The sequence below is a fragment of the Streptomyces cyaneofuscatus genome (assembly GCF_000718135.1).
GTDB classification, from domain to species: domain Bacteria; phylum Actinomycetota; class Actinomycetes; order Streptomycetales; family Streptomycetaceae; genus Streptomyces; species Streptomyces cyaneofuscatus.
Map to the genome: position 1 here is coordinate 61,902 of NZ_JOEM01000009.1, position 22,531 is coordinate 84,432.

28 protein-coding genes are annotated in these 22,531 nt (G+C 73.0%); 19 read left to right on the forward strand and 9 right to left on the reverse strand.

From position 1 onward, the window contains the following. Window positions 1-121 precede the first annotated feature (121 nt). The 8 genes from IF17_RS0116655 to IF17_RS0116685 all read left to right on the forward strand — a co-directional run bounded on the left by IF17_RS0116655 (window position 122) and on the right by IF17_RS0116685 (window position 5,487). Window positions 122-988 (forward strand): alpha/beta hydrolase, encoded by an 867-nt coding sequence (locus IF17_RS0116655; RefSeq protein ID WP_030566670.1) that lies wholly within the window; start codon window positions 122-124, stop codon window positions 986-988. A gap of 57 nt (window positions 989-1,045) precedes the next feature. Then, window positions 1,046-1,300: a MoaD/ThiS family protein gene (locus tag IF17_RS0116660; RefSeq protein WP_030566671.1), complete on the forward strand. Its 255-nt coding sequence runs from the start codon at window positions 1,046-1,048 to the stop codon at window positions 1,298-1,300. 10 nt (window positions 1,301-1,310) lie between these two features. After that, window positions 1,311-2,633, forward strand: coding sequence for a hypothetical protein (locus tag IF17_RS0116665; RefSeq protein WP_030566673.1), 1,323 nt, complete (start codon window positions 1,311-1,313; stop codon window positions 2,631-2,633). Between the two features lie 152 nt (window positions 2,634-2,785). Beyond that, window positions 2,786-3,475: an LmeA family phospholipid-binding protein gene (locus IF17_RS0116670; RefSeq protein WP_030566675.1), complete on the forward strand. Its 690-nt coding sequence runs from the start codon at window positions 2,786-2,788 to the stop codon at window positions 3,473-3,475. A 195-nt stretch (window positions 3,476-3,670) separates the two neighbouring features. Next, on the forward strand, window positions 3,671-3,751 hold the full coding sequence (locus tag IF17_RS1000000140400) for a putative leader peptide (protein WP_350240574.1): 81 nt from the start codon (window positions 3,671-3,673) through the stop codon (window positions 3,749-3,751). A gap of 169 nt (window positions 3,752-3,920) precedes the next feature. Beyond that, a complete protein-coding gene (locus tag IF17_RS0116675; protein ID WP_030566677.1) occupies window positions 3,921-4,760 on the forward strand; it encodes a sulfurtransferase in 840 nt (279 codons plus the stop codon). Window positions 4,761-4,801: 41 nt separating this feature from the next. Further along, window positions 4,802-5,089 carry a DUF1416 domain-containing protein gene (locus IF17_RS0116680; protein ID WP_003968135.1) on the forward strand — a complete coding sequence of 96 codons (288 nt, stop codon included), beginning with the start codon at window positions 4,802-4,804 and terminating at the stop codon, window positions 5,087-5,089. Between the two features lie 140 nt (window positions 5,090-5,229). Next, window positions 5,230-5,487, forward strand: a complete 258-nt coding sequence (locus IF17_RS0116685) for a DUF3099 domain-containing protein (RefSeq protein WP_030566678.1) — start codon at window positions 5,230-5,232, stop codon at window positions 5,485-5,487. Between the two features lie 28 nt (window positions 5,488-5,515). Here IF17_RS0116685 and IF17_RS0116690 read toward each other — a convergent pair whose 3' ends face one another. Beyond that, entirely contained in the window at window positions 5,516-5,878 is a 363-nt protein-coding gene (locus IF17_RS0116690) for a DsrE family protein (protein WP_030566679.1), read from the reverse strand. 49 nt (window positions 5,879-5,927) lie between these two features. Continuing rightward, a complete protein-coding gene (locus IF17_RS1000000138965; protein WP_030566680.1) occupies window positions 5,928-6,233 on the reverse strand; it encodes a hypothetical protein in 306 nt (101 codons plus the stop codon). Window positions 6,234-6,574: 341 nt separating this feature from the next. Here IF17_RS1000000138965 and IF17_RS0116705 point away from each other — a divergent pair, with 341 nt between their 5' ends. From IF17_RS0116705 to ygfZ, 3 genes are read left to right on the forward strand one after another with little or no spacing between them, the layout of a single operon-like run. Then, window positions 6,575-7,147, forward strand: coding sequence for a heme-binding beta-barrel domain-containing protein (locus IF17_RS0116705; protein ID WP_030566681.1), 573 nt, complete (start codon window positions 6,575-6,577; stop codon window positions 7,145-7,147). Between the two features lie 58 nt (window positions 7,148-7,205). Further along, window positions 7,206-7,658: a Fur family transcriptional regulator gene (locus IF17_RS0116710; RefSeq protein WP_030566682.1), complete on the forward strand. Its 453-nt coding sequence runs from the start codon at window positions 7,206-7,208 to the stop codon at window positions 7,656-7,658. Window positions 7,659-7,667: 9 nt separating this feature from the next. After that, the gene (ygfZ, locus tag IF17_RS0116715) at window positions 7,668-8,633 is read left to right on the forward strand and encodes a CAF17-like 4Fe-4S cluster assembly/insertion protein YgfZ (protein WP_030566683.1); all 966 of its coding nucleotides are present in this window, start codon (window positions 7,668-7,670) and stop codon (window positions 8,631-8,633) included. A gap of 23 nt (window positions 8,634-8,656) precedes the next feature. On the opposite strand, the gene dtd is transcribed toward ygfZ, so the two are convergent. Next, window positions 8,657-9,106: a D-aminoacyl-tRNA deacylase gene (dtd, locus tag IF17_RS0116720; protein ID WP_026241305.1), complete on the reverse strand. Its 450-nt coding sequence runs from the start codon at window positions 9,104-9,106 to the stop codon at window positions 8,657-8,659. A gap of 223 nt (window positions 9,107-9,329) precedes the next feature. On the opposite strand from dtd, the gene IF17_RS0116725 reads away from it, so the two are divergent. The 3 genes from IF17_RS0116725 (at window position 9,330) to IF17_RS0116735 (ending at window position 12,248) form a co-directional block, all read left to right on the forward strand. Then, window positions 9,330-9,854: an RsiG family protein gene (locus IF17_RS0116725; RefSeq protein ID WP_032772074.1), complete on the forward strand. Its 525-nt coding sequence runs from the start codon at window positions 9,330-9,332 to the stop codon at window positions 9,852-9,854. Window positions 9,855-9,998: 144 nt separating this feature from the next. Then, entirely contained in the window at window positions 9,999-10,973 is a 975-nt protein-coding gene (locus IF17_RS0116730) for an asparaginase (RefSeq protein WP_030566687.1), read from the forward strand. Window positions 10,974-10,997: 24 nt separating this feature from the next. Beyond that, on the forward strand, window positions 10,998-12,248 hold the full coding sequence (locus IF17_RS0116735; protein WP_030566690.1) for a GNAT family N-acetyltransferase: 1,251 nt from the start codon (window positions 10,998-11,000) through the stop codon (window positions 12,246-12,248). Window positions 12,249-12,286: 38 nt separating this feature from the next. Here IF17_RS0116735 and IF17_RS0116740 read toward each other — a convergent pair whose 3' ends face one another. Beyond that, entirely contained in the window at window positions 12,287-13,090 is an 804-nt protein-coding gene (locus IF17_RS0116740) for an ABC transporter permease (protein WP_030566693.1), read from the reverse strand. After that, entirely contained in the window at window positions 13,083-14,057 is a 975-nt protein-coding gene (locus IF17_RS0116745) for an ATP-binding cassette domain-containing protein (protein ID WP_030566694.1), read from the reverse strand. The genes IF17_RS0116740 and IF17_RS0116745 overlap by 8 nt, the downstream gene beginning before the upstream one ends. A gap of 111 nt (window positions 14,058-14,168) precedes the next feature. On the opposite strand from IF17_RS0116745, the gene IF17_RS0116750 reads away from it, so the two are divergent. Further along, a complete protein-coding gene (locus tag IF17_RS0116750) occupies window positions 14,169-14,942 on the forward strand; it encodes a TetR/AcrR family transcriptional regulator (RefSeq protein ID WP_030566695.1) in 774 nt (257 codons plus the stop codon). A 60-nt stretch (window positions 14,943-15,002) separates the two neighbouring features. Continuing rightward, window positions 15,003-15,740, forward strand: a complete 738-nt coding sequence (locus IF17_RS0116755) for a TetR/AcrR family transcriptional regulator (protein ID WP_076965936.1) — start codon at window positions 15,003-15,005, stop codon at window positions 15,738-15,740. A gap of 33 nt (window positions 15,741-15,773) precedes the next feature. On the opposite strand, the gene IF17_RS0116760 is transcribed toward IF17_RS0116755, so the two are convergent. Next, window positions 15,774-17,315: an MFS transporter gene (locus tag IF17_RS0116760; protein ID WP_244890503.1), complete on the reverse strand. Its 1,542-nt coding sequence runs from the start codon at window positions 17,313-17,315 to the stop codon at window positions 15,774-15,776. 110 nt (window positions 17,316-17,425) lie between these two features. Further along, the gene (locus IF17_RS0116765) at window positions 17,426-17,914 is read right to left on the reverse strand and encodes a MarR family winged helix-turn-helix transcriptional regulator (protein WP_030566698.1); all 489 of its coding nucleotides are present in this window, start codon (window positions 17,912-17,914) and stop codon (window positions 17,426-17,428) included. A 166-nt stretch (window positions 17,915-18,080) separates the two neighbouring features. Between IF17_RS0116765 and IF17_RS0116770 the strand changes: the two genes are divergently transcribed. Both IF17_RS0116770 and IF17_RS0116775 read left to right on the forward strand, forming a co-directional pair. After that, window positions 18,081-18,569: a hypothetical protein gene (locus tag IF17_RS0116770; protein ID WP_030566699.1), complete on the forward strand. Its 489-nt coding sequence runs from the start codon at window positions 18,081-18,083 to the stop codon at window positions 18,567-18,569. A gap of 53 nt (window positions 18,570-18,622) precedes the next feature. Next, complete coding sequence (locus IF17_RS0116775; RefSeq protein WP_030566701.1) at window positions 18,623-19,594, forward strand: MarR family winged helix-turn-helix transcriptional regulator; 972 nt, start codon at window positions 18,623-18,625, stop codon at window positions 19,592-19,594. 27 nt (window positions 19,595-19,621) lie between these two features. On the opposite strand, the gene IF17_RS0116780 is transcribed toward IF17_RS0116775, so the two are convergent. Beyond that, a complete protein-coding gene (locus IF17_RS0116780; RefSeq protein ID WP_030566703.1) occupies window positions 19,622-20,767 on the reverse strand; it encodes a winged helix DNA-binding domain-containing protein in 1,146 nt (381 codons plus the stop codon). Then, window positions 20,764-21,354, reverse strand: a complete 591-nt coding sequence (locus IF17_RS0116785; RefSeq protein ID WP_030566705.1) for a DinB family protein — start codon at window positions 21,352-21,354, stop codon at window positions 20,764-20,766. The genes IF17_RS0116780 and IF17_RS0116785 overlap by 4 nt, the downstream gene beginning before the upstream one ends. Before the next feature lie 130 nt (window positions 21,355-21,484). Between IF17_RS0116785 and IF17_RS0116790 the strand changes: the two genes are divergently transcribed. Continuing rightward, entirely contained in the window at window positions 21,485-22,528 is a 1,044-nt protein-coding gene (locus IF17_RS0116790) for a helix-turn-helix transcriptional regulator (RefSeq protein WP_030566707.1), read from the forward strand. Window positions 22,529-22,531: the final 3 nt, after the last annotated feature.

Consider the following 22,531-nt stretch of genomic DNA (forward strand, 5'->3'; position numbering starts at 1 on the left):
CCGGGGGCTGCATTGCCCGGATCCTCTTCGCAGCAGAATAGCCCACATGAGTTCCGCGTCCGAGGGTCGATTCCTGAGTTCTTCTGTTCCCTTGCTCACGCGGGTCCCACGATTCGCCACATTGCTGACCGATGACGGGGTCACGGTCGAGGCGGTGTACGAGCCGTGTACGGCGGGTTTCGGCGCATCTGCGGGGGCGCGGGCGGAACCGGCCGCCGACACCCCCGTGATCGTGGTGGCGCACGGGTTCACGGGCTCGGTCGACCGCCCCGCCGTACGCCGGGCCGCGCGGGTGTTCTCCCAGCGTGCGGCCGTGATCACGTTCTCGTTCCGGGGCCACGGGCGGTCCGGCGGGCGCTCCACGGTGGGCGACCGCGAGGTGCTGGATCTGGCGGCCGCGGTGGCGTGGGCGCGGACCCTGGGGCACCGCCGGGTGGTTACGGTCGGGTTCTCCATGGGCGGCTCGGTGGTGCTCCGGCACGGCGCTCTGTATACGGACGGATCCGAGGCACGCGATGCGGCCGTTCGTGTACCGGTGCGCGAACGGCGCACGGAGGCGCACTCAGGGGCGCACTCGGGCGCGGGAGTGGCGCACTCGGACGCGGTGGTGGCGGTCAGCTCTCCCGCCCGCTGGTACTACCGGGGTACGGCCCCGATGCGCCGCCTGCACTGGGTGGTCACCCGGCCCTCGGGGCGCCTCGTCGGGCGGTACGGATTCCGTACCCGGATCGCCACCGAGGACTGGGACCCCGTCCCGCTCTCCCCGGTCGCCGCGGTCCCGCTCATCGCCCCGGCCCCGCTGCTGCTCGTGCACGGCGACCGGGACCCGTACTTCCCGCTGGACCACCCGCGCATGCTGGCCGGGGCGGCGGGGGAGGGCGGCGCCGAGCTGTGGCTGGAGCGGGGGATGGGGCACGCGGAGAACGCGGCGGACGACGCCCTCCTCGGCCGGATCGCCGACTGGGCGACGGGCGCGCTGTCCGCGTGACCCATCATGGAGAGCTGACGCACACGCGTCCGACGAACCGACCGAAGGAGTGGCGCCATGGCAGCGGGGACGATCCGCTACTGGGCCGCGGCCAAGGCCGCCGCGGGCACCGGGGAGGAGCCGTACGCGGCGGAGACCCTCGCCGAGGCGCTCGACGCCGTACGCGAACGGCACCCCGGCGAGCTGAGCCGGGTGCTCCAGCGGTGCTCGTTCCTCATCGACGGCAACCCCGTCGGTACCCGTGGGCATGAGACCGTACGCCTTGCCGAGGGCGGCACGGTCGAGGTGCTCCCGCCGTTCGCAGGAGGGTGAACCGCAGGCCATGAGCAGCAGCGATCAGCAGTACCCGTACCCGTACGACCCCCAGCAGCAGCCCCCGCAGGCCTACCAGTCCGAGCAGCCCCAGGCGCCGCAGGACTGGCCCGACGGGACGGCCGGGCAGTCCGCGCTGCCCCAGGAGCCGGGCGGCTACGACCAGGGCGGGACGCAGACGTGGCAGGCGCCGACCTGGGACACGCAGTACCAGCCGACGATCCGGCGGGATCAGGGGCCGTACCAGGGGCCGGCGGACGCGCAGGGTTACGGGCAGCCGGACGCGTACGGAACCGGGCAGCCCGACCCGTACGGGACACCGCAGCCGCAGTACCAGGAGCCGCAGCCCCAGCCGCTGTATCAGGAGCCGCAGTACCACCAGCCGTACCAGGAGCCCCAGCAGCCGTACCGGCCCGTCACCGACGCCGCCTACCTGCCCCCGCAGGGCGCCTCCGGGTCCCTCCCGCTCCCGCCCGAGGTCCCGGCCGCCTCTCCGGCCGCCCCCGTACCCCCGGTAGTGGCCCAGGCGCCCGACGCCTCCGGCTACAGCGCCCCCACCACCCTCGGCAACGCCCGGATCACCGACGCCCAGCGGGCCCGGGCCGAGGGGCGCTCGCCGATCATCGCGCCCGGGATGCAGCCCGCCGCGATCACCGCCGGGCTCGGCCTGCTCCTCGCGGGCGGCGCGGCCATCGGCTCGTACGCCCTGCTCGTCCCGCTCGTCCTCCTCCAGGCGGTGACCGCCGCCGGCTGGTTCCGGCTCAACGGCATGTGGCCGGCCCGCCAGGGCATCGCGCTCGCCTTCGCCGGCGGCCTCGTCGCCGACGCCGCGCTCCTCGCGGCGGGCCGGGAGCACGGGCCCACCGCACTCCTGGGCACCCTGGGGGTCTGGGTGCTGCTCGCCGTCGTCCTCCAGCTCCGCTCGCCCGCGACCGGCGAGGAGCGGATGTACGGCCTGATGGCCACGGTCGTCTCGGCGGCCCTCGCGGTCCTCGCCGCCGGGCACCTGGCGGCGATCCCGGACGCGGTGACGGTCGGCGGGGTGGCGGTCGCGGCCGCCGTCCTCGCCAGGGCGCTGCCGCTGCCGGGTGCCGCGTCGGTCGTGGTGGCGCTGCTCGCGGGCGCGGGCGCCGGCATCGCGGTGGGCGGCTTCACGGAGTACGGCGGCCAGGGGGCGCTCCTCGGCCTCGCGGCGGGCGTCAGCGCCCTGATCGGGCTGCGGGTGGCGAGCTACGACTATCCGTCCCGCTTCGTCCACATGACGGCGGGGGTGGCGCTGCCGCTCGCCGCGGCGGCCCCGGTGGTCTATCTGATCGGCCGCGCGCTGGCCTGACGCGTACTCACCGGGGCCGTACGGGCCGCGCGGGCCTGACGTGCCCTCAACGGGGGTACGCGCACCGGGAACCACGGGAACCGATCGGGTGGCGCCACTCGTCGATCACCTGGGGGCACTGACCGTACGGCCGAGGTGGGGGAACCACACACATGCGCGCACTGCGAATACTGCTGGTCCTGCTGGTGGTGGTCGGCGCCCTCTTCGTCGCGGCCGACCGGCTGGCGCTCCACTTCGCCGAGTCGGAGGCCGAGGACCGGGTCAGGATCAGCGGTGGCAGCGCCGGGACGACCGAGGTCTCGGTCAAGGGCTTCCCGTTCCTGACCCAGCTCGCCGCCTCGGAGTTCGACCGGGTCGACGTGGTGCTGAAGGACATGAAGACCGAGGCCGCGGGCCGTGCGATACGGGTCGGCGAGGTGCGGGCGCAGCTCCACGACGTGAAGCTCGGCTCCGGGTACTCCAGCGCCACGGCGGCCCGCGCCACCGGCACCGCCGTCGTCTCGTACGCGGACCTGACGGCGGCCGCGGAGGACGGTGTCACCGTCGCGTACGGCGGCGACGGCAAGGTGAAGGTCACCGGCACGGTCGAGATCCTCGGCCGCCCGATCTCCCGCAGCGTGGTCTCCACCGTGACCCGGGTCGACGGCCACACGATCAAGGTGCGGGCGGACGAGGTGCCGGGCGAGGGCATCCCGGGCGTGGAGCAGCTGGTGCGGACGAGGACGGACTTCGAAGGGGACATCGACGGTCTGCCGAAGGGCCTCGAACTCCAGAAGATCCAGGTGACGGAGAACGGCCTGGAGATCGCGCTGAACGGCTCGGACGTCTCGCTGACGGGCTGATTCCCCGCCCACGGCCCGCCGATCCGGATAGTGAGACGCCGGTGTCCGGTCCGTAGATGCGCGGCGGACGAGGAGCGGCGGGAAACCGGCTCCGGGGCGCGCCTCCTCGGTTCTCGTCTCGCATCATGGATGATCGCGTCTCATCATGCGACACGACGGTGACATCTCCGCCCGTACCTCCCTACGATCGGACCCATGAAGCGACAGGCGGATCTCACGAAGCGGCGGGCAGTAGACCTGTGCCGCGTCGCCGCCATGCTCTGTCGCACCTCCTGAGCGGGGCGTTCGTCCGTCCCGCCACCCCCTCGGCCCTTCGACCACTGTCAGGGCCGGCCCCGTGCCCCGTACGCGCCGCGCTCCGTCCGTCCGCGTGTATACCCGCACCCCCGCACGATCACTCCGCATCTCGCACCACCCGCCGCAGACTGCCCCGGAGGAGAACAACATGAGCCGCAGCGACGTCCTGGTAGACGCCGACTGGGTCGAGGCCCACATCGACGACCCGCAGGTCGCCATCGTCGAGGTCGACGAGGACACCTCGGCGTACGAGAAGAACCACATCAAGAACGCGATCCGGATCGACTGGACGAAGGACCTCCAGGACCCGGTCCGCCGTGACTTCGTGGACCAGGCCGGCTTCGAGAAGCTGCTCAGCGAGAAGGGCATCGGCAACGACACGCTGGTCGTCCTCTACGGCGGCAACAACAACTGGTTCGCGTCCTACGCCTACTGGTACTTCAAGCTGTACGGCCACGAGAACGTCAAGCTCCTCGACGGCGGCCGCAAGAAGTGGGAGCTGGACTCCCGCGACCTGACCGACGCCGTTCCGACGCGCCCGGCCACCGAGTACAAGGCCAAGCCGCAGGACGAGTCGATCCGCGCCTACCGCGACGACGTCGTGAAGGCCATCGGCAGCCAGAACCTGGTCGACGTGCGCTCGCCCGACGAGTTCAGCGGCAAGCTGCTCGCCCCGGCGCACCTCCCGCAGGAGCAGTCGCAGCGCCCCGGCCACGTGCCGAGCGCCCGCAACATCCCGTGGTCGAAGAACGCCAACGACGACGGCACCTTCAAGTCGGACGACGAGCTCAAGGCCCTCTACGAGGACGAGCAGGTCGACCTGTCGAAGGACACCATCGCCTACTGCCGCATCGGTGAGCGCTCCGCGCTCACCTGGTTCGTCCTGCACGAGCTGCTCGGCCAGGAGAACGTCAAGAACTACGACGGCTCGTGGACCGAGTACGGCTCCCTCGTCGGCGTGCCGATCGAGCTCGGCGCCAACAAGTAACCGACCGACCAGCACCACTTCGACCAGAAGGACAGAACCTCATGTGTGGAGCACAGGCCGGCGGCCCCGACGCTTCGACGATCAAGCCCGGTGAGACCACCATCCAGGGCAGCGTGACCCGCGACGGCGAGCCCGTCACCGGTTACGTGCGTCTGCTGGACTCGACCGGCGAGTTCACCGCCGAGGTCCCGACCTCGGCGACCGGACAGTTCCGCTTCTACGCGGCCGAGGGCACCTGGACGCTCCGCGCCCTGGTCCCGGGCGGCAGCGCCGACCGCACGGTCGTCGCGCAGACCGGTGGACTCTCCGAGGTCGCGATCGCCGTCTGATTCGTCTGATTCCACGGCATGGCCGGTCGACGGCAACAGAACGGCCGGAGGGCCGCACCCCAGGGGGTTGGACGCCACCTGACGCGGGGTGCGGCCCTTCGCGCCGTCCGGAAACCGTCCCGCGGTTCTACGCTGGAGACATGTACGCCCGACGCCGGCGCGGCTACTTCTGGATGATGGGCGGATGCGTCGCCCTCTTCGTCTCCGCCTGGGCGGTCGTGCGCCTGTGGTCGATGCCGGCCGCCGTCGCGATGTGCCTGGTCGCCATGGTGATCCCGCCCGTCGCCGCGGTGCTCGCCAACCGGCGGGGGCCGGAGGACCGGTGGTGGGACGATCCCTCCGGCGACCCGAAGTCCGACGAGTGGTGGGACGAGCTGGACGGCAGGAAGCGGTACTGAGGCCCGGGTGAGGGCCGGTGGGCGAGGGTCAGTAGACGAGCGCCTGCGTGCCGTCCGCCATGGCCTCCTGCACGAAGACCTGCGCCCCCGCGATCCGTACGCCCTCCAGCACGTCCTTCTCCGTGATCTCACGCCGGGCCGCGCACTGCGTGCAGAGGGTGACCCGGCCGCCCGCCAGGATCGAGTCGAGCAGATCGGGCAGCGGCGCGGCGTGCGGCAGCTCGAACTCGGCGGCCCGGCCCGGCAGCGCGAACCACGACGACTCCCCGGTCAGCCAGAGCGAGACCTCCACGCCACTGGCCACGGCCACCGCCGCCACGGTGAAGGCCTGCGAACACCGCTCGGCGGCTTCGGGCCCGGCGGTCACCTTGATCACGAGCTTCTTCGGCATGGGCCGAACTGTAATCGGCTCCGCAGGGCCCGGTCCGCACCGGATTCTCTTACGGGGTGAACTCGGCGATGCGATAGGCGGCCATCCCGGAAGCCTCGCCGACGGCGGTCACATCGATCGTGACCCTGCTCGGTGCGTCATGGACGCGCATATGGACGGGCGCCCCGCCGCATTCCACTTTCTTCACCTCTGTGGCGCCCTTGCTCTGCACGGTCGCCTCGGCCGCGCCGCTGCCCGCACAGGCGAAGCTCACCTTGTACGACTCTCCCGGCGTCAGCAGCGGCTGGGTGTGGATGCCCTCGGCGAGACGTCCCGCCCCGGTTCCGAGCTCCGGCCCGTCGGCGGTCGCGCCCACGGCGGCCTCGGCCTCATGGCCGAGCTTCGCGTCCCGCTCCTCCTGCCCCGGCCCTCCCCGCCCGCCCCCGCCCGCCCCCCGCCCGCCCCCGTGGCCGCCACCTGGACGAGAAGGCCGGGCCCCCACCCATTAGGCTGGGACCCGGCCCTGTACTGCCGCCATACCGCTCATACCGAGGAGCCCTTCGTGCTTGAGGCATTCTTCTCCGCCCTGCTCATCCTGGTCTGCGTCGGCGTGCTCGCCTTCACGGTCGTCGCCGTGAAGAAGCTGTACCAGGGCCAGCGCTGACCCTCGGCGCACCCGATCGTTCCGCCCCTCCCTCACAGATCGTCTGAGCGCTCATGATCGAGATTCCGTCCGACCTCCACCCGGACCTCGTCCCGCTGGCCTTCCTCATCGGCAAGTGGGCGGGCGCGGGCGTTTCCGACTTCCCCGGCGCCGAGAAGTGCAACTTCGGACAGGAGGTCACGTTCAGCCACGACGGCCGTGACTTCCTGGAGTACGTCTCCCACACCTGGGTCCTGGACGCCGACGGCGACCAGGTCCGCCCGCTGGAGTCGGAGTCCGGCTACTGGCGCATCGACAAGGACCGCAAGGTCGAGGTCGTCATGGTCCGCGACCAGGGCGTCGTCGAGATCTGGTACGGCGAGCTGGCCGACCAGAAGCCGCAGATCGACCTGGTCACCGACGCCGTGGCCCGCACCGCGGCCTCCGGCCCGTACACCGGCGGGAAGCGCCTCTACGGGTATGTGAAGAGCGACCTCATGTGGGTCGGCGAGAAGGCGACCCCCGAGGTCGAGCTGCGCCCCTACATGTCGGCGCACCTGAAGAAGGTCGTCACCCCGGAAGAGGTCGCCGAGATGGCGCGGAACCTCGAGGACATGCCCGACGACGGCATCGCGTTCTTCAGGTAGGGAAGCCCGCACGGAGCGAGGCCTGCTGGCCGGTGCTCACCCCGCCTACACTGGGCCTGTGGTGAGCACCGACTGGAAGACCGATCTTCGGCAGCGTGGCTACCGGCTGACGCCCCAGCGCCAGCTCGTGCTGGAGGCCGTGGACGCCCTGGAGCACGCGACCCCGGACTCCATCCTCTGCGAGGTGCGCAAAACCGCCTCCGGCGTGAACATCTCCACCGTCTACCGGACCCTGGAGCTCCTGGAGGAGCTCGGGCTGGTCAGCCACGCGCACCTCGGGCACGGCGCTCCGACCTACCACCTCGCCGACCGGCACCACCACATCCACCTGGTCTGCCGGGACTGCGAGGGCGTCATCGAGGCGGACGTCTCCGTCGTCACCGAGTTCACCGAGAAGCTCCGCGCCGACTTCGGCTTCGCGACCGATATGAAGCACTTCGCGATCTTCGGCCGGTGCGCGGCGTGCACGGCCGCGAGGGACGGCGCGGGCCCCGGCGAGCCCAAGTCGTAGGCTGGGCTCATGAAGAGCCCCCTGCTGTCCCTGCCCGGCGCCGTCGCCGCCGAGGGCCGCGACGAAGGAGTCGCCGGACACTACGGCGACCTGTTCCGCGAGCAACGCGCCCTCGCCGACGGCAACGGCCTCGTCGACCTCTCCCACCGCGGTGTCGTCACCGTCACCGGCGACGACCGGCTGAGCTGGCTGCACCTGCTGCTCACCCAGCACGTCAGCGACCTCGCCCCGCACCAGGCCACCGAGGCCCTGATCCTCTCCGCCAACGGTCACATCGAGCACGCCATGTATCTCGTCGACGACGGGACGACGGTGTGGATGCACGTCGAACCCGACACCCAGGGCGATCTCATCGCCTACCTGGAGTCGATGAAGTTCTTCTACCGGGTCGAGGTCGCCGACCGCACCGAGGACACCGCGGTCGTCCACCTCCCCGCCGGTTCCATCGCGGAGGCCCCGGACGGGGTCGCCGTACGCGAGACCGCGCAGGGCCGGGACCTGTTCCTGCCCCGCGCCGACCTGGAGACGTACGCGGCCGCCAACGGCCCGGCCGTCGGGATCCTGGCGTACGAGGCGCTGCGCATCGAGGCGCACCGGCCGCGCGTCGGCTTCGAGACCGACCACCGCACCATCCCGCACGAGCTGGGCTGGATCGGCACCGCCGTCCACCTCCAGAAGGGGTGCTACCGGGGCCAGGAGACCGTCGCCCGCGTCCACAACCTGGGGAAGCCGCCGCGCCGGCTGGTCTTCCTGCACCTGGACGGCAGCGAGGTGCACCTGCCCGGCCACGGCACGCCCGTACGGCTGGCCGCCGACGGCGAGGAGGGCCGGCAGCTCGGCTTCATCACCACCTCGGCCCGCCACCACGAGCTGGGCCCGATCGCCCTGGCGCTGGTCAAGCGGAACGTGGCGGTGGACGCGGAGCTGATCGCCGGGGACACGGCGGCGGCCCAGGAGACGGTCGTGGAGCCGTAGGGGTCCGCGGAGCCCCTGAGGTTTCACACCTCGATGATCACCGTGAACGGGCCGTGGTTCGTGAGCGAGACCCGCATGTCCGCTCCGAACCGGCCCGTCGCCACCTCCGCGCCCAGCGCTCGCAGCTGCGCCACCACCTCGTCCACCAGCGGCTCGGCGACCTCGCCGGGTGCCGCGGCGTTCCAGGTGGGGCGGCGGCCCTTGCGGGCGTCCCCGTAGAGAGTGAACTGCGAAATCACCAGGAGGGGGGCATTCACATCCGAACAGGACTTCTCGCCCTCCAGAATGCGGACGGACCAGAGCTTGCGGGCCAGCTGGGCCGCCTTCTCCGGGGTGTCCCCATGGGTGACTCCGACCAGTACACACAGGCCTTCGCCGATGATCTCGCCGACCACCCCGGCCGCCGACGGATCGTCGCCCGTCCCGGCCACCGAGACGCTCGCGCCGTCCACTCGCTGTACCACTGCACGCATACAGACCAACCTATCTTGGGCTGAACGGGTACAGAGTGTGGGCGGGGGCACCTTGCAGGGTGGCACGATGCACGATGTCGGTGTGCCGACGCACCGGTCGAGGGGACGGAACAGCATGAGTACCTATGGAGCCGGACAATCTCCCGGGCCCGTACCGGGCGCCCGTACGAGGACCAGCACCCTGCACCCATCCGTACGGCCTCTGCTGCCCGGGCTCGCGTCCGTGCCGGAGCAGGGCGGCGGCGAGGCCGGGGCCGGAGTCGGGGTCGGCGGGCTGCGGCTGCCGGAGCTGCGGACGCTGCGCCGGGACGCGCAGCGGGACGAGGCCGATCTCAGTTACGTACGCCGGCTGGTCCAGGGCCGGATCGACATCCTCCGCGCCGAGCTGGCCCGCAGGCGGGACCCGCAGGCGCCGGTGCCCGAGGCCCCGGTGGTGGACCGGCTCTCGGAGATCCTGGCCGACGCCCCGTCCCGGCACCGCACCTCCGCCCGGCACGTCACGCTGACGACGCCGCGCGGGGACGAGTTCCGGCGGCTCGCCGCCGAGAACCTGGCGGAGGTCGAGCTCTCGGACCTGGCCGCCCGGACGGACGAGGAGCTGCACGACGCGATGGGCCGCCTGGTCCGCTACGAGCGGCAGGTCTCCCGGCGCCGTCACGAGCTCCAGCGCACGACCGACGATTGCAGCGCGGAGATCGCCCGCAGGTACCGTGACGGGGAAGCCCAAGTGGACGACCTGCTCGCCTGAAGCGACCCTTCCGGACGGCGGGTCCCGCACCCCGCCCGTCCGGCCGATCCTTCCGATCTCTCCGGGTTTTTCCGGGCGCCGGGTCTCCGCACACTGTCTGTACCGACCGTACCGACCCGTCCCGACCGTCTCCGGAAGGCCACCATGACGTCCACCGACGCCCCTGCCGCGATAGCCCCCGCCCCGCCCGTGCTGGCCGAGGTCGTGCGGTCCGGGTTCACCGAGGGCCACCACCGCGGTTCGCTGGTCCTGCTCGCCGCCGACGGGAGCGTGGAGTACGCGCTCGGCGACCCGGCCGCCCCGGTCTTCCCCCGGTCCTCCAACAAGCCGATGCAGGCCGCCGCGATCCTCCGGGCGGGCCTGGAGCTGTCGGGGGAGCGGCTGGCGCTGGCGGCCGCGAGCCACTCGGGGGAGCCGTTCCACCTGGAGCTCGTGGCGAAGATGCTCGCCGAGCACGGGCTGAGCGCCGACGACCTCCAGACCCCGCCCGACCTGCCGCTGGACCCGGTCGCCGCCGAGGCCTACCTCGCCGCCGGGAACGTACGCGAGCGGATCACCATGAACTGCTCCGGCAAGCACGCCGCCATGCTCGCCGCCTGCGTCCGCAACGGCTGGGACACCGCGAGCTACCTCGACCCCGCCCACCCGCTCCAGCTCCTCGTCGGCCAGGTCGTGGCCGAGGCGGCGGGCGAGCCGGTCGCCTCGCTCGGCACCGACGGCTGCGGGGCCCCGCTGATGGCGATCGGGCTGACCGGTCTGGCCCGCGCCTTCCGGTCGTTCGTGCTGGCGGAGCCGGGCAGCGCCGAGCGCCGGGTCGCGGACGCCATGCGCGCCCACCCGGAGTACGTCGCGGGCACCCGGCGCCCCGACACCTGGCTGATGAGCGAGGTCCCGGGGACGCTCTCCAAGATGGGCGCCGAGGCCGTGCAGGCGGTCGCGCTGGCCGACGGGCGGGCCCTCGCCTTCAAGATCGACGACGGGGCCACCCGGGCGCTCGGCCCGGTGCTGGCCCGCGCCCTGGAACTGCTCGGCGTGGACGCCCCGGTGGTCGCCCGGATCGGGCGTTCGCCGCTGCTCGGCGGGGCGGCGGAGGTCGGGGAAATTCGCGCGACATTCTGAGGCACGCCTGCCTAGCGTGGGGGGATGAGCCTCGATGTCCGTACCGTCACCGCGTCCGACTACCCCGACTGGCTGCGGGCGGTGCAGAACGGTTTCCTGACGGCCGGTTCACCGAGCGAGGACGATGTTGCGGAGCGGCTGGCGGACACCGATCTCTCCCGTCTCCAGGGCGCGTTCGAGGCCGGGCGGTGCGTGGCGACGTTCCGCTCGTTCGCCCAGCGGCTCACCGTGGTGGGCGGCGCCACCGTCCCGGCCGACGCGATCAGCGGGGTGACGGTGGCGCCGACGCACCGCCGGCGCGGGCTGCTCAGCCGGATGATGGCGACCGACCTGGCGGCGGCCCGGGAGCGCGGCGAGGTGGTCGCCACGCTGATCGCCGCCGAGTACCCGATCTACGGGCGGTTCGGCTTCGGCCCGGCCACCTGGACCACCGAGTGGGAGGTCTCCGTCCACCGCGCCGGCCTCGACCCGCGCCGCTCGGGGCAGCCGGCGGACGGCGGCCGGATCGAGATGGTGGACGGCGCCGACGTCCGCAAGTACGGCCCCGAGCTGCACACCCGGCTGGCGGAACTCCGGCCCGGTGTCGTCAGCCGCAGCGAGCGCTGGTGGAAGCGGCACACGGGCGCGGTCGCCCTCCCGGCCCACGAGAAGTGGACCGAGCCGTTCTACGTCATCCACCGCGACGCGTCCGGCGAGGTCGACGGCCTGATGGTCTACGGCACCGACGACAAGTGGGGCGACGCCAAGCAGCCCCTGAACACCGCGACCGTACGGGACCTGATCGCGCTGAACCCGGCGGCCGAGCGGGCGCTGTGGCTCTTCCTCTGCTCGGTCGACTGGGTCACCACCGTCCGCTCGGGCTACCGGGCCCCCGACGACCTGCTCCCCCTGCTGCTCCCGGACCCCCGGGCGGCCCGGACGGTCTCGCACGCGGACTGGCTCTGGCTGCGGCTGCTGGACGTGGAGCGCGCGCTGGAGGCCCGTACGTACGAGCGTGAGGCGTCGCTCGTGCTGGACGTCCGGGACGGCGGGGGCGTGGCGCAGGGGCGCTTCCTGCTGGACGTCTCACCCGACGGGGCGCGTTGCACCCCGACCACCCGGAGCGCCGATCTGGCCCTGGGGGCCGGGGAGTTGGCGGCGCTGTATCTGGGCGACGAGTCGGCGCGGCGGCTGGCGGACCTGGGGCGGGCCGAGGAGCTGCGGACCGGGGCGTCGGGCACGGCGGACGCCGTCTTCCGTACGGGGCGGCGCCCTTGGTGCCCGGACATCTTCTGAGCCCGGGCTTTCCCTGCCCGGCCCTTTTACGGCGGTGGTCAGCGCGTCCTGATCCGGAACAGCACTCCTGACGCGGCGATCGCCACCGCCAGCATCCCCCCGGCCCAGGCGAGCGCGATCCAGGGCGCGTTGCCCACCGGCTCGCCCAGCAGCAGCCCCCGCAGGGACTCGATGGCCGGGGTGATCGGCTGGTTCTCGGCGAAGCCGTGCAGCCAGTCGGGCATCTTCTCGATCGGGGCGAACGCGCTGCTCGGGTAGGGCAGGAACGACATGAAGAACGTGAACCCGCTCGCCGCCTCCGGGGAGCGGGCCAGCAGTCCGATCGCCGCCGAGATCCAGGACAGCGCCACGATGTAGGCGATCAGCACGGTGGCGACCAGGAGCCAGCCGCTCCAGGAGGCCGCGGGGCGGAAGCCGATCAGCACGGCGACGCCGAAGACCAGGACGGTGGCGAAGAGGTTGCGGACGGTGCTCGCCGCCACATGGCCGGCGAGCACCGGCGTACCGCCGACGTCCAGAGAGCGGAAGCGGTCGATGATGCCGCCCTTCATGTCCTCGCTGACGGCGGTGGCGGTGGTCGCGGCGCCGAACCCGGCGCACAGGAGCAGGACGCCCGGGACGACGTACATGACGTACGAGTCGTAGCCCGCCCCGGTCTCGATCGCGCCGCCGAAGAAGTAGACGAAGATCAGCATCAGCATGATCGGCAGGGCCAGCGACATGATCAGGGCGTCGGAGTTGCGGAGGCTGACGCGCAGGCTCCGGCCCGCCATGACGCTCGCGTGGGTGAGGGGCCCCGGTGCTCTCCCCAGGGGGACCAGGGGGGCGGCGGTCTCAGGCATGGGCGGGTACCTCCGAGGTGAGGGCCAGGAAGACGTCGTCGAGGGTCGCGCTGTGCAGGGTGAAGCGGTCGATCTCGGTGCCCGCCGGGTCGATCTCGTCGAGCAGGGCCCGTACGTGGGCGGCGCTGCCGTCCGTGGGCAGGCCGACGGTCAACGTCTCGGGGGAGTGGTGGACGGCCCGCCCGGTGAGCCGGAGGTAGGCGTCGCGGCTGGTGAGGACCAGGTCGAGGCGGTGTCCGGCGACCCGGCCCTTGAGGTCGGCGGCGCTGCCCTCGGCGGCGATGCTCCCCTTGTCCAGCAGGGCGATCCGGTCGGCGAGGCGGTCGGCCTCCTCCAGGTACTGCGTGGTGAGCAGGACGCTCGCCCCGCGCTCGGCCAGCCCCCGGACCACCTCCCACAGCTCCTGGCGGCTGCGCGGGTCGAGGCCGGTCGTCGGCTCGTCCAGGAAGAAGACGCCGGGCTCCGGTGAGCCGGTGAGCCCGGCGGCCAGGTCCAGGCGGCGGCGCATGCCCCCGGAGTACGTACGGGCGGGCCGCCGGGCGGCGTCGGTGAGCCGGAAGCGCTCCAGCAGCTCCTCGGCCCGGCGGCGGGCGGCGGGGCGGGAGAGCCCGGTGAGCCGGGCCATCATCCGCAGGTTCTCCTCGCCGGTCTGGGTCTCGTCGACGGCGGCGAACTGGCCGGTGAGGCTGATCGCCCGGCGCACCGCGCTCCGGTCGGCGACCACGTCGTACCCGGCGACGCGGGCGGTGCCCGAGTCGGCGGTGGTGAGCGTGGCGAGGATGCGGACGGCGGTGGTCTTGCCCGCTCCGTTGGGGCCGAGCAGGGCGAAGACGCTGCCGTGGGCGACGCGGAGGTCGAGGTGGTCCAGGACGCGTACGGCGGGCTTCCCGTGGTTTCCGTAGGACTTGGTGAGGCCGTGCGCCTCGATGGCGTACGGAGGTTTCTCCTGCGTGCTCGGACTGGGCATGGCTGTGCGGCCCCCTTCTGCGTATGGCATACGCGTTATTGCGTGAGCATTACGCATACCTAGGATGGGGTCAAGGCGCACGGGGGCGCGGAACGCGGGCAAGGGGATGCGATGGCCGAGAAGGACAGTGCGGGCGCAGGCGACCTCCCGCCCTCCATCGAGGCCGCCTGGGGGCTGCGGGAGCGCCCGGTCAAGGGCCCGAAACCCGGCCTGAGCCTGGAGCGGATCGTCGCGGCGGCGGTGGCCGTGGCCGCGTCCGAGGGGATCGCCGCCGTGTCGATGGGCCGGGTCGCCAAGGAGGTCGGCGCCTCCACGATGTCGCTCTACCGGTACGTCTCCGCCAAGGACGAGCTCTACGTCCTGATGCAGGAGGCGGCCATCGGACCGCCGGACCCGCTCGCCGCCCTGGCGGCCGGGGCGGGCTGGCGCGAGGCGCTCACCGAGTGGGCGGCCGGGCAGCGCGAGCAGTTCCTCGCCAACCTCTGGGTGCTCCGCATCCCGATCGGCGGCCCGCCCGCCACCCCGAACTCGCTCGCCTGGTGGGAGCAGGGGCTCCAGGCACTGGAGGGCAGCGGGCTCAGCGAGGGCGACAAGATCTCGGTGATCCTGCTGATCTCCAACTTCGTACGGAGCGAGGCGCTGTTGATGAGCGACCTCGCCGCCGCCGTCACCGCGCGCGGCGTCTCCCCCGAGGAGGTGGTCGCGGGCCATGAGCGCACCCTGCGGCGGCTGGTCGACCCGGTGCGCCACCCCGCGATCCACCGCCTGCTGGACTCCGGCGTGATGAGTGAACCGGACGACCCCGACTACGAGTTCACCTTCGGTCTGGCGACCCTGCTGGACGGGGTCGAGGCGCTGATCCGGAGCACGGCCGCAGAGGGCTGACGGGGTCGTGCTGTCGTGCTCACGGCATCAAGTCCGGCCGAGGTCAAGGGCGTACGCTTCATGGTCATGAGCGGAGAGAAGGCCGGCGGCGGGAACGGAAGCGGAAGCGTCGCCGGGGCGGTGGGAGAAGGGGTGCGGGGGCAGGAGTCGGGGCAGGGGGAACCGGCGGCTCCGCCCCGGGTCAGCCTGCGGGAGCGGAAGAAGCAGCTGACGTACCGGGCGATCTCCGACGCCGCGATCGCGATGTTCCTGGAGCGCGGCTTCGACAAGGTCTCCGTGGCGGAGGTGGCGGCCGCGGCGGACATCTCCAAGCCGACGCTGTTCCGGTACTTCCCCGCCAAGGAGGACCTCGCGCTGCACCGGTTCGCCGACCACGAGGACGAGGCGGCCCGGGTGGTCGGCGGCCGGGAACCCGGCGAGAGCCCGCTGGACGCGCTGCGCCGCCACTTCCTGGCCGGACTCGACCGCCGCGACCCGGTGACCGGCCTCTGTGACGCGCCCCAAGTGCTGGCGTTCCACCGCCTGTTGTATGGGACCCCGGCGCTGGTGGCCCGTCTCTACGCCTACCAGGGCCGCTCCGAGGCCGCCCTCGCCCGCGCCCTCGGCGGCGGGGTGACCGCGCGGCTCGCGGCCGGGCAGGTGGTCGCTGTCCTGCGCATCCTGGCCGAGGAGAACTGGCGCCGGATCGACGCGGGGGAGAGCGCGGACGCGGTGTACGCGGGCGCGGTGCAGGCGGCCGAGGAGGCGTTCGTCCAGCTGCGGAGGGGGCTGGAGGCGGAGGGGCGAGGTACCCCGTAGCCGTCGCGTCGCGGGGTGAGCCGGGTGGCCGGGTTACGTGGCTACCGCGTCGGCCGGGCCCTGCGTGTCGGCCGGGCCCTGCGTGTTGGGCGGGCCCTGCGCGTCGGCCGGGCCCTGCGCGTCGGCCGGCTTCCGGCGCAGCACCAGGAACGCGACGGCGAAGGCCGCGACGAGGAGCGCCGCGCCGACGGTGAACGCCAGCCGGTAGCCGCCCGTCAGCGCCTCGGCGGAGGGGTGGCCGGCGGCGGTGAGTGCCTCCGTCCGTCCGGCGGCCAGGGTGGATAGGACGGCGACGCCGAGCGCCATGCCGATCTGCTGGGTGGTGTTGAAGAGCCCCGACGCCAGTCCGGCATCGTCCTCGCCCGCGCCCGACATACCGAGCGAGGTCAGCGCCGGGAGCGCGAGCCCGAACCCGGAGGCCAGCAGCATCACCGGCAGCAGGTCGGTCACGTACTCCGGCCGCACCGGCACCCGGGCGAGGAGGCCGAGGGCCGCGATCAGCAGCCCGATCCCGGTCAGCAGGACGACCCGCTCACCGAAGCGGGCGACGAGCCGGGCCGAGAGGCCGAGCGATACGGCTCCGATGACGACGGCGGCCGGAAGCATCGCGAGACCGGTCGCGGCGGCCCCGTAACCGAGGACCTTCTGCAGGTGCAGGGCGACGATGACCTGGAACGAGAACAGCGCGGCCACCATCAGCATCTGGACCACGTTGGCCCCGGACACGTTGCGCGAGCGCAGGATGCGCAGCGGCATCAGCGGGGTCCGGGCGGTGGCCTGGCGCAGGACGAACCCGGCCAGCAGGGCAAGCGCGAGCGCGCCGAGACCCAGCGTGCGCGCCGAGGCCCAGCGTGACGTCTCCACCCCGACGACGGTGGAGATCCCGAGCATCAGACCGGCGGTGACGAGCAGGGCGCCCGCCACGTCCGCTCCGGCGAGCCCCTGGCCCCGGTCGGCGGGCAGCACGCGTACGGCGACCAGCAGGACGGCGAGGCCGATCGGCAGGTTGATGAAGAAGATCCAGTGCCAGCTCAGGGCGTCGGTGAGGACGCCGCCGAGGACCTGGCCGATCGAGGCCCCGGCCGCGCCCGTGAAGGAGAACACGGCGATGGCGCGGGCGCGTTCGGCCGGCTCGGTGAACAGGGTGACCAGGATGCCGAGGGCCACGGCGGCGCTCATCGCGCTGCCGACGCCCTGCACGAACCGGGCGGCGATCAGCACGGCGGGCGAGCCGGCCGCCCCGGCCACCAGTGAGGCCGCGGTGAACAGGCCGATCCCGGACAGGAACACCGGCCTACGGCCGACCAGGTCGCCGAGGCGCCCGGCGAGCAGGAGCAGGCTGCCGAAGGCGATCAGGTAGGCGTTGACCACCCAGCTGAGCCCGGCGGGGGTGAAGCCGAGGTCGTCCTGGATCGCCGGCATCGCGACGGTCACGATCGAGCCGTCGAGCACGATCATCAGCATGCTCGTGGCGATCACTCCGAGGGCCGACAGCCTTGCCCGGGAGGTGAGTTGAGGCGACGGGGGGTGGAGTGCTCCGGGGCTGGAGGGGGTGTGCGGCACGGTGCTGGGCATGGGCCTTCTCCTGTCGGTCGATGCGACAGGAGTGACCGTAGCAGATGGTTTTGTTGCGGACTATTTCTTTCGGTCCTTCTTTCCTCCGTAGTCCCGGCTCCTCCCTGCCGCTACTTCTTGGACTGGCGCGCCCGGCGGACCGGCCCGGCGCTCTCCACGGGCGTGGCCAGGTGCCCCCCGGCCAGGGAGGTCAGCGCCCGGAGCAGCGCCTCGCGGTCGCGCGCGGGCAGCGATCCCAGGGCCTCCTCGTGGACCCGGTCGACGATCTCCTGGCTCTGCCCGGCGAGCGCCGCGCCCTTCTCGGTGACCGAGATGATCCGTGCCCGCCGGTCCCGGCTGGAGGGGCGGCGCTCGGCGAGCCCGGCGCTCTCCAGGGCGTCCACCGTCACCACCATCGTGGTCTTGTCCATGTCGCCGATCTCGGCGAGCTGGATCTGGGTGCGCTCCTCCTCCAGGGCGTGGACCAGCACGCAGTGCATCCGGGCGGTCAGCCCGATCTCGCCGAGTGCGGCCGACATCCGGGTGCGCAGGACGTGGCTGGTGTGGTCCAGGAGGAAGGACAGGTCGGGTGCGGTGCGGGCGGGTGCCATGGCGGTCATGGCAGCCAGCGTAACGGTTCGATCCGTGATGGATCATCCGCAAATAAACGGTCATGCTTGGAATGTTGATGGTTATCTTCTTGATGGTTAAGCAAGTTGACGATAGCTTTCTCCGGAGCCGGTCGCGTGCAGACGGCCGGACGTGTGCTGGGAGAGGGAGACAACCATGACCACCACCGGATCCACCAAGGCCGCATCAACCGCCGCGCCCGCGCCCGCGCCCGCACCCGCGGCCACCGCCCGCGAACTCGGCCTGGCCCACTACGCCGCCCGCGGCGTCCTGGAGTACGTCCTGGCCCGGCACGGTGCCACGTTCGCACAGCAGATCGCCCTGCGCGCCGCCATCAACGCCGACGCCCCGCAGACGCCGGACGAACTCGTCGCCCAGGTCCAGGGGGCCCTCAAGGCGGATCCGGCCGGTATCCGCGCCGTACTCGATGAGCTCCTGGCCAAGGAGCTGCTCGTCGCCGACGGTGAGCACCTTCGGCCCACGGAGGCGGGGCGCGAGCTCTTCGCAGCCGTCGCCGCGGAGACCGCCCCCATCTCCGCCCGCGTCTGGGGCGGGATTCCGGCGGAGGATCTGGCCGCCGCCGGCCGCGTCCTCGCGCTGGTCACCGAGCGTGCCGACGCGGAGCTCGCGGCCCTGACCGCCTGATCCACCGGGCCTGTCCCCCCCCGTAGAATCGGCCTTCCGGTTCCGAAGGGGAGATGACGATCGTGCGAGTCGAACCCGGCGGCTGGACGCGGGGCCCTCACGTGGAGACCGGGCCCCAGACCCAGGCCGAGGAGACGGCCGAGGTCCCCGGCGCGCTGCCGGAAGCGCTCACCGGCTTCGTCGGCTATCTCCTGCGCCGGGTGTTCGCCCGGTTCGCCGCCTGCTCGGACGGCCCGGAGGACGGCTCCCGGGACTTCCTCGTCCTCGACGCCCTCACGGGGGGCGACTGGGCCTCCCAGCTGGACCTGGCCGAACGCCTCGGCATCAACCGGACCCTCATGGTCGGTGTCGTCGACCGCCTGGAGGGGCGCGGCCAGGTGCTCCGCACCCGTAATCCGGACAACCGCCGCCAGTACATCCTCTCCCTCACCGACGAGGGCCGCTCCGCCGTGGAGGCCGGCCGCCGCGCGGTCGCCGAGCGGGACGCGCGGCTCACCGCCGCCCTCACCCCCGAGCAGGTACCCCGCCTCAACACCCTGCTCGCGCGGCTGCTCCCCCCGGGCGCCCAGGACCTCGTGCGGGGCACCGGACACCTGGTGGCGCAGGCCCACCACCGGCTGCGCAGGCTGGGCGACGAGAAGCTGGCCGGGACCGGCCTGCGGGTCCGCCACTACGGGCCGCTCTCCCTCCTCGCCACCTCCGGCCCCTGCCCGCAGCAGCGCCTCGCCCAGGAGCTGGCCATCTCCGGCCCCGCGACCTCCCAGCTGGTGGACGAGCTCGTCGCGGGCGGGATGGTCCACCGGGGGCGCGACCCGCACGACCGGCGCCGGCACGCCCTGGAGCTCACCGAGCTCGGGCACACCCAGCTGAAGAGGGTCGCGCATGCCGTGGGCCTGCTGGCGGCGGAGACAGCGGAGCTGCTCGGCCCCGGTGGCGAGGACGAACTGCGTGCCCTGCTCGGCCGGCTCCTCGAACCGGCGCACCCGGGGGCCGCCGAGGCGACCGCGACCGCGAGGCGCGACTGAGGACCGGACGGCCTCACTCGCGCCTCCTCACGCCGACGAGGCGACCCGTACCCGCCGGCTCTCCCCGTCGGAGAGGAATCCCGCCAACTCCCGCCCCTCCTCACCGACTTCGTCCCGCTCGGCCCGGGAGAGCGCCCGCAGCGGCGTGACCACGACGGCACCCGTGTCCGCCTCCACGTCCCAGGTCGCGGAGACCCGGCCGTCGACCAGGACGACCCGGGCCCCGGCGACCGAGAGGCCCCGGTCGGCGTCGTCGATGATCCGGGTGCGGTCGTCGTACCCGAGGATCGCGTTGTCGAAGGCCGGCAGGAACCGTACGGGCGCCGGGGTCCCGGGGTCCGGGCGCGGTGCGTCGGGCAGGTCCAGCAGCTCCCGGCCGCGCTCGTCGCGGAAGGTGACCAGCTCCCCGCGCAGGGCGGCGACCGCGCCCGGCAGCCCGGCGAGACCGGACCAGGCGCGTACGTCGGCGGTGGCGGCGGGCCCGTACGCGGCGAGGTAGCGGCGTACCAGCTCCTGCCCCACCGGGTCCGAGCCGTCGTCCGTGGGCAGCGGGTCGATCTCGCGCCCCAGCCAGGACGACACCAGCGCGTTGCGCACCCCCGCCTTCGTCCGCCAGACCCCGCGCGGCGGCAGCTGCACCATCGCCAGGACACCGGCGACGAGCATCTCGCCGAGCGGCCGCGTCCCCGGCTCCGGCCAGCGGTCGGCGACCGCGTGGGCGAGCTGGGCCATGGAGCGGGGCTCGCCGTCGGCCAGCACCTCCCGCCCCGCCGCCGCCAGTTCGTCGAGGTCGACCCCGGCGAGCTCGCGGCGGTAGACGCCGAGCACGCGCTGCCGCAGCATGGCGTTGTGCCGGGCCCGCCAACCGAGGACATCCTCTGCCGTGACGAGGTGCACGGTGCGGCGCATGAGGTGGGTGCGTACGACCTGCCGCCCGGTCAACAGGTCGTCCAGCGCCCCTGGTCGGAAGCCGCGCAGCCGCGACCAGAGCCCGGTGAACGGCTCCTGCGGCTCCTGGGCCTGCAACCCGCAGAGGTGCGCGACGGCGTCGAGGGGCGGTACGTCGGCCCGGTCGAGCAGCAACTGCCGTGCCAGGGTGGCCCGGTTGAGCGCGCGGCCGTCGAGTACGGGCCCACGGCTGGTGGACTTACGGCTGGCGGGCGTACGGGTCACGTCGAGGTCTGCCCGTCGATCGCCTCGCGCAGGATGTCCGCGTGCCCGGCGTGCTGGGTGGTCTCGGCGATGACGTGGATCAGCACGCGGCGGGCGCTGCGTACGGCTCCGGGCTCGTTCCACGGCACGTCGGGCAGCGGGTGCGTGACGGACAGGTCCGGCAGGCCGGCGACGACCTTCTCGGTGCGGGCGGCGACCTCCTCGTACCGGGCGAGGATGCCGGCCAGGGTCTCACCGGGCAGCACCTGGAAGTCGTTCTGCCGGTCGATGGCCCACTGCGGGTAGGTGTGGGCGGTCCCGGCCGCGAAGTCCTCCCAGGTCACGCCCTCGGGCAGGTCGAAGGCCATCGCGGAGGGGCCCTCGACCACGAAGTTCAGCCAGCCCTCCTCGGTGGAGGTGACGTGCTTGATCAGCCCGCCCAGGCAGAGCGCGCTGACGGTCGGCCGCTCGGCGATCTGCTCGTCGTCCAACCCCTGTGCCGTACGGATCAGTGCGGATCGTGCGTCGGCCAGCTCGGCGAGGAGGTCGGCGCGCTCGCCGTCGAGGGAGGGGGAGGGGATGGGGGACGGGGAGGAGGTCATGGTCATCGGGCCTTCCGCTTCATAGTGCTTTGTACGGGTTCCCGCTTTGTACGCGTTCCCGCGTTCTCGGGCATGGATCCACCATCCCAAGAGAAGCGGTCAGGTTGTGTCCGCTACTGCGTGCACCATGGATGTCATGCCGAAAACTTCAGCGCGGCTGCTGTCGCTGCTCTCCCTGCTCCAGGCGCGCCGGGACTGGCCCGGGGCGCTGCTGGCCGAACGGCTGGACGTCAGCCCGCGTACCGTACGCCGCGATGTGGACCGGCTGCGGGAGCTCGGCTACCCGGTCGCGGCGATGAAGGGCCCGGACGGCGGCTACCGCCTCGACGCGGGTACGGAGCTGCCGCCGCTGCTCTTCGACGACGAGCAGGCCGTGGCCCTGGCGGTCGCCCTGCAGATCGCGACTGCCTCCGGTGCGGGCATCGAGGAGGCGGCTGCCCGTGCGCTGAACACGGTCCGCCAGGTCCTGCCCGCCCGGCTGCGCCACCGCGTCGACACGCTCCGGGTGACCGCTGTGGACCGCCCGGAGAGCCGGCCGGGGCCTCAGGTGGACAGCGGGGTGCTGATGGCGATCGGGGCCGCGGTGCACGCGCGCGAGGTGCTGCGCTTCGACTACAGCCCGGTGTCCGCACCCGGGCCCGTACGGCCGGAGGCGGCGGCCGAGGGGAAGGGCGGCCGTGATGTGCTGCCGCCGCCCCGCCGGGTGGAGCCGCACCACCTCGTCACCTGGGGCCGGCGCTGGTATCTCGTCGCCTGGGACCTCGAACGCGGTGACTGGCGGACCTTCCGGGCCGACCGGATCGCCCCACGCGCCCCGACCGGCCCCCGCTTCACCCCGCGTGAGCTGCCCGGCGGGAGCGTGGCGGAGTTCATCACCGCCCGGTTCCGGGGCGCCACCGCCACCGGGGACGGCGTCGGCGGATGGCCCTGCCGAGGGGAGGTGATCCTCTCCCTCCCCGCCGCCGAGGTCCTGCGCCACACCCGCGAGGGGATCGTCGAGGAGATCGGCCCGGACCGCTGCCGCCTCGTGCTGGGTTCGTGGTCGTGGCCCGGCCTGGTCGCCGCGATCGGCAGGTTCGACGCGGACATCGAGGTGATCGGCCCTCCCGAACTCAGGTTGGCCTTCGCGCAGTTGGCGGCCCGGTACGCGGCAGCGGCGACGCCGCCCCGTCACCCGTGACGG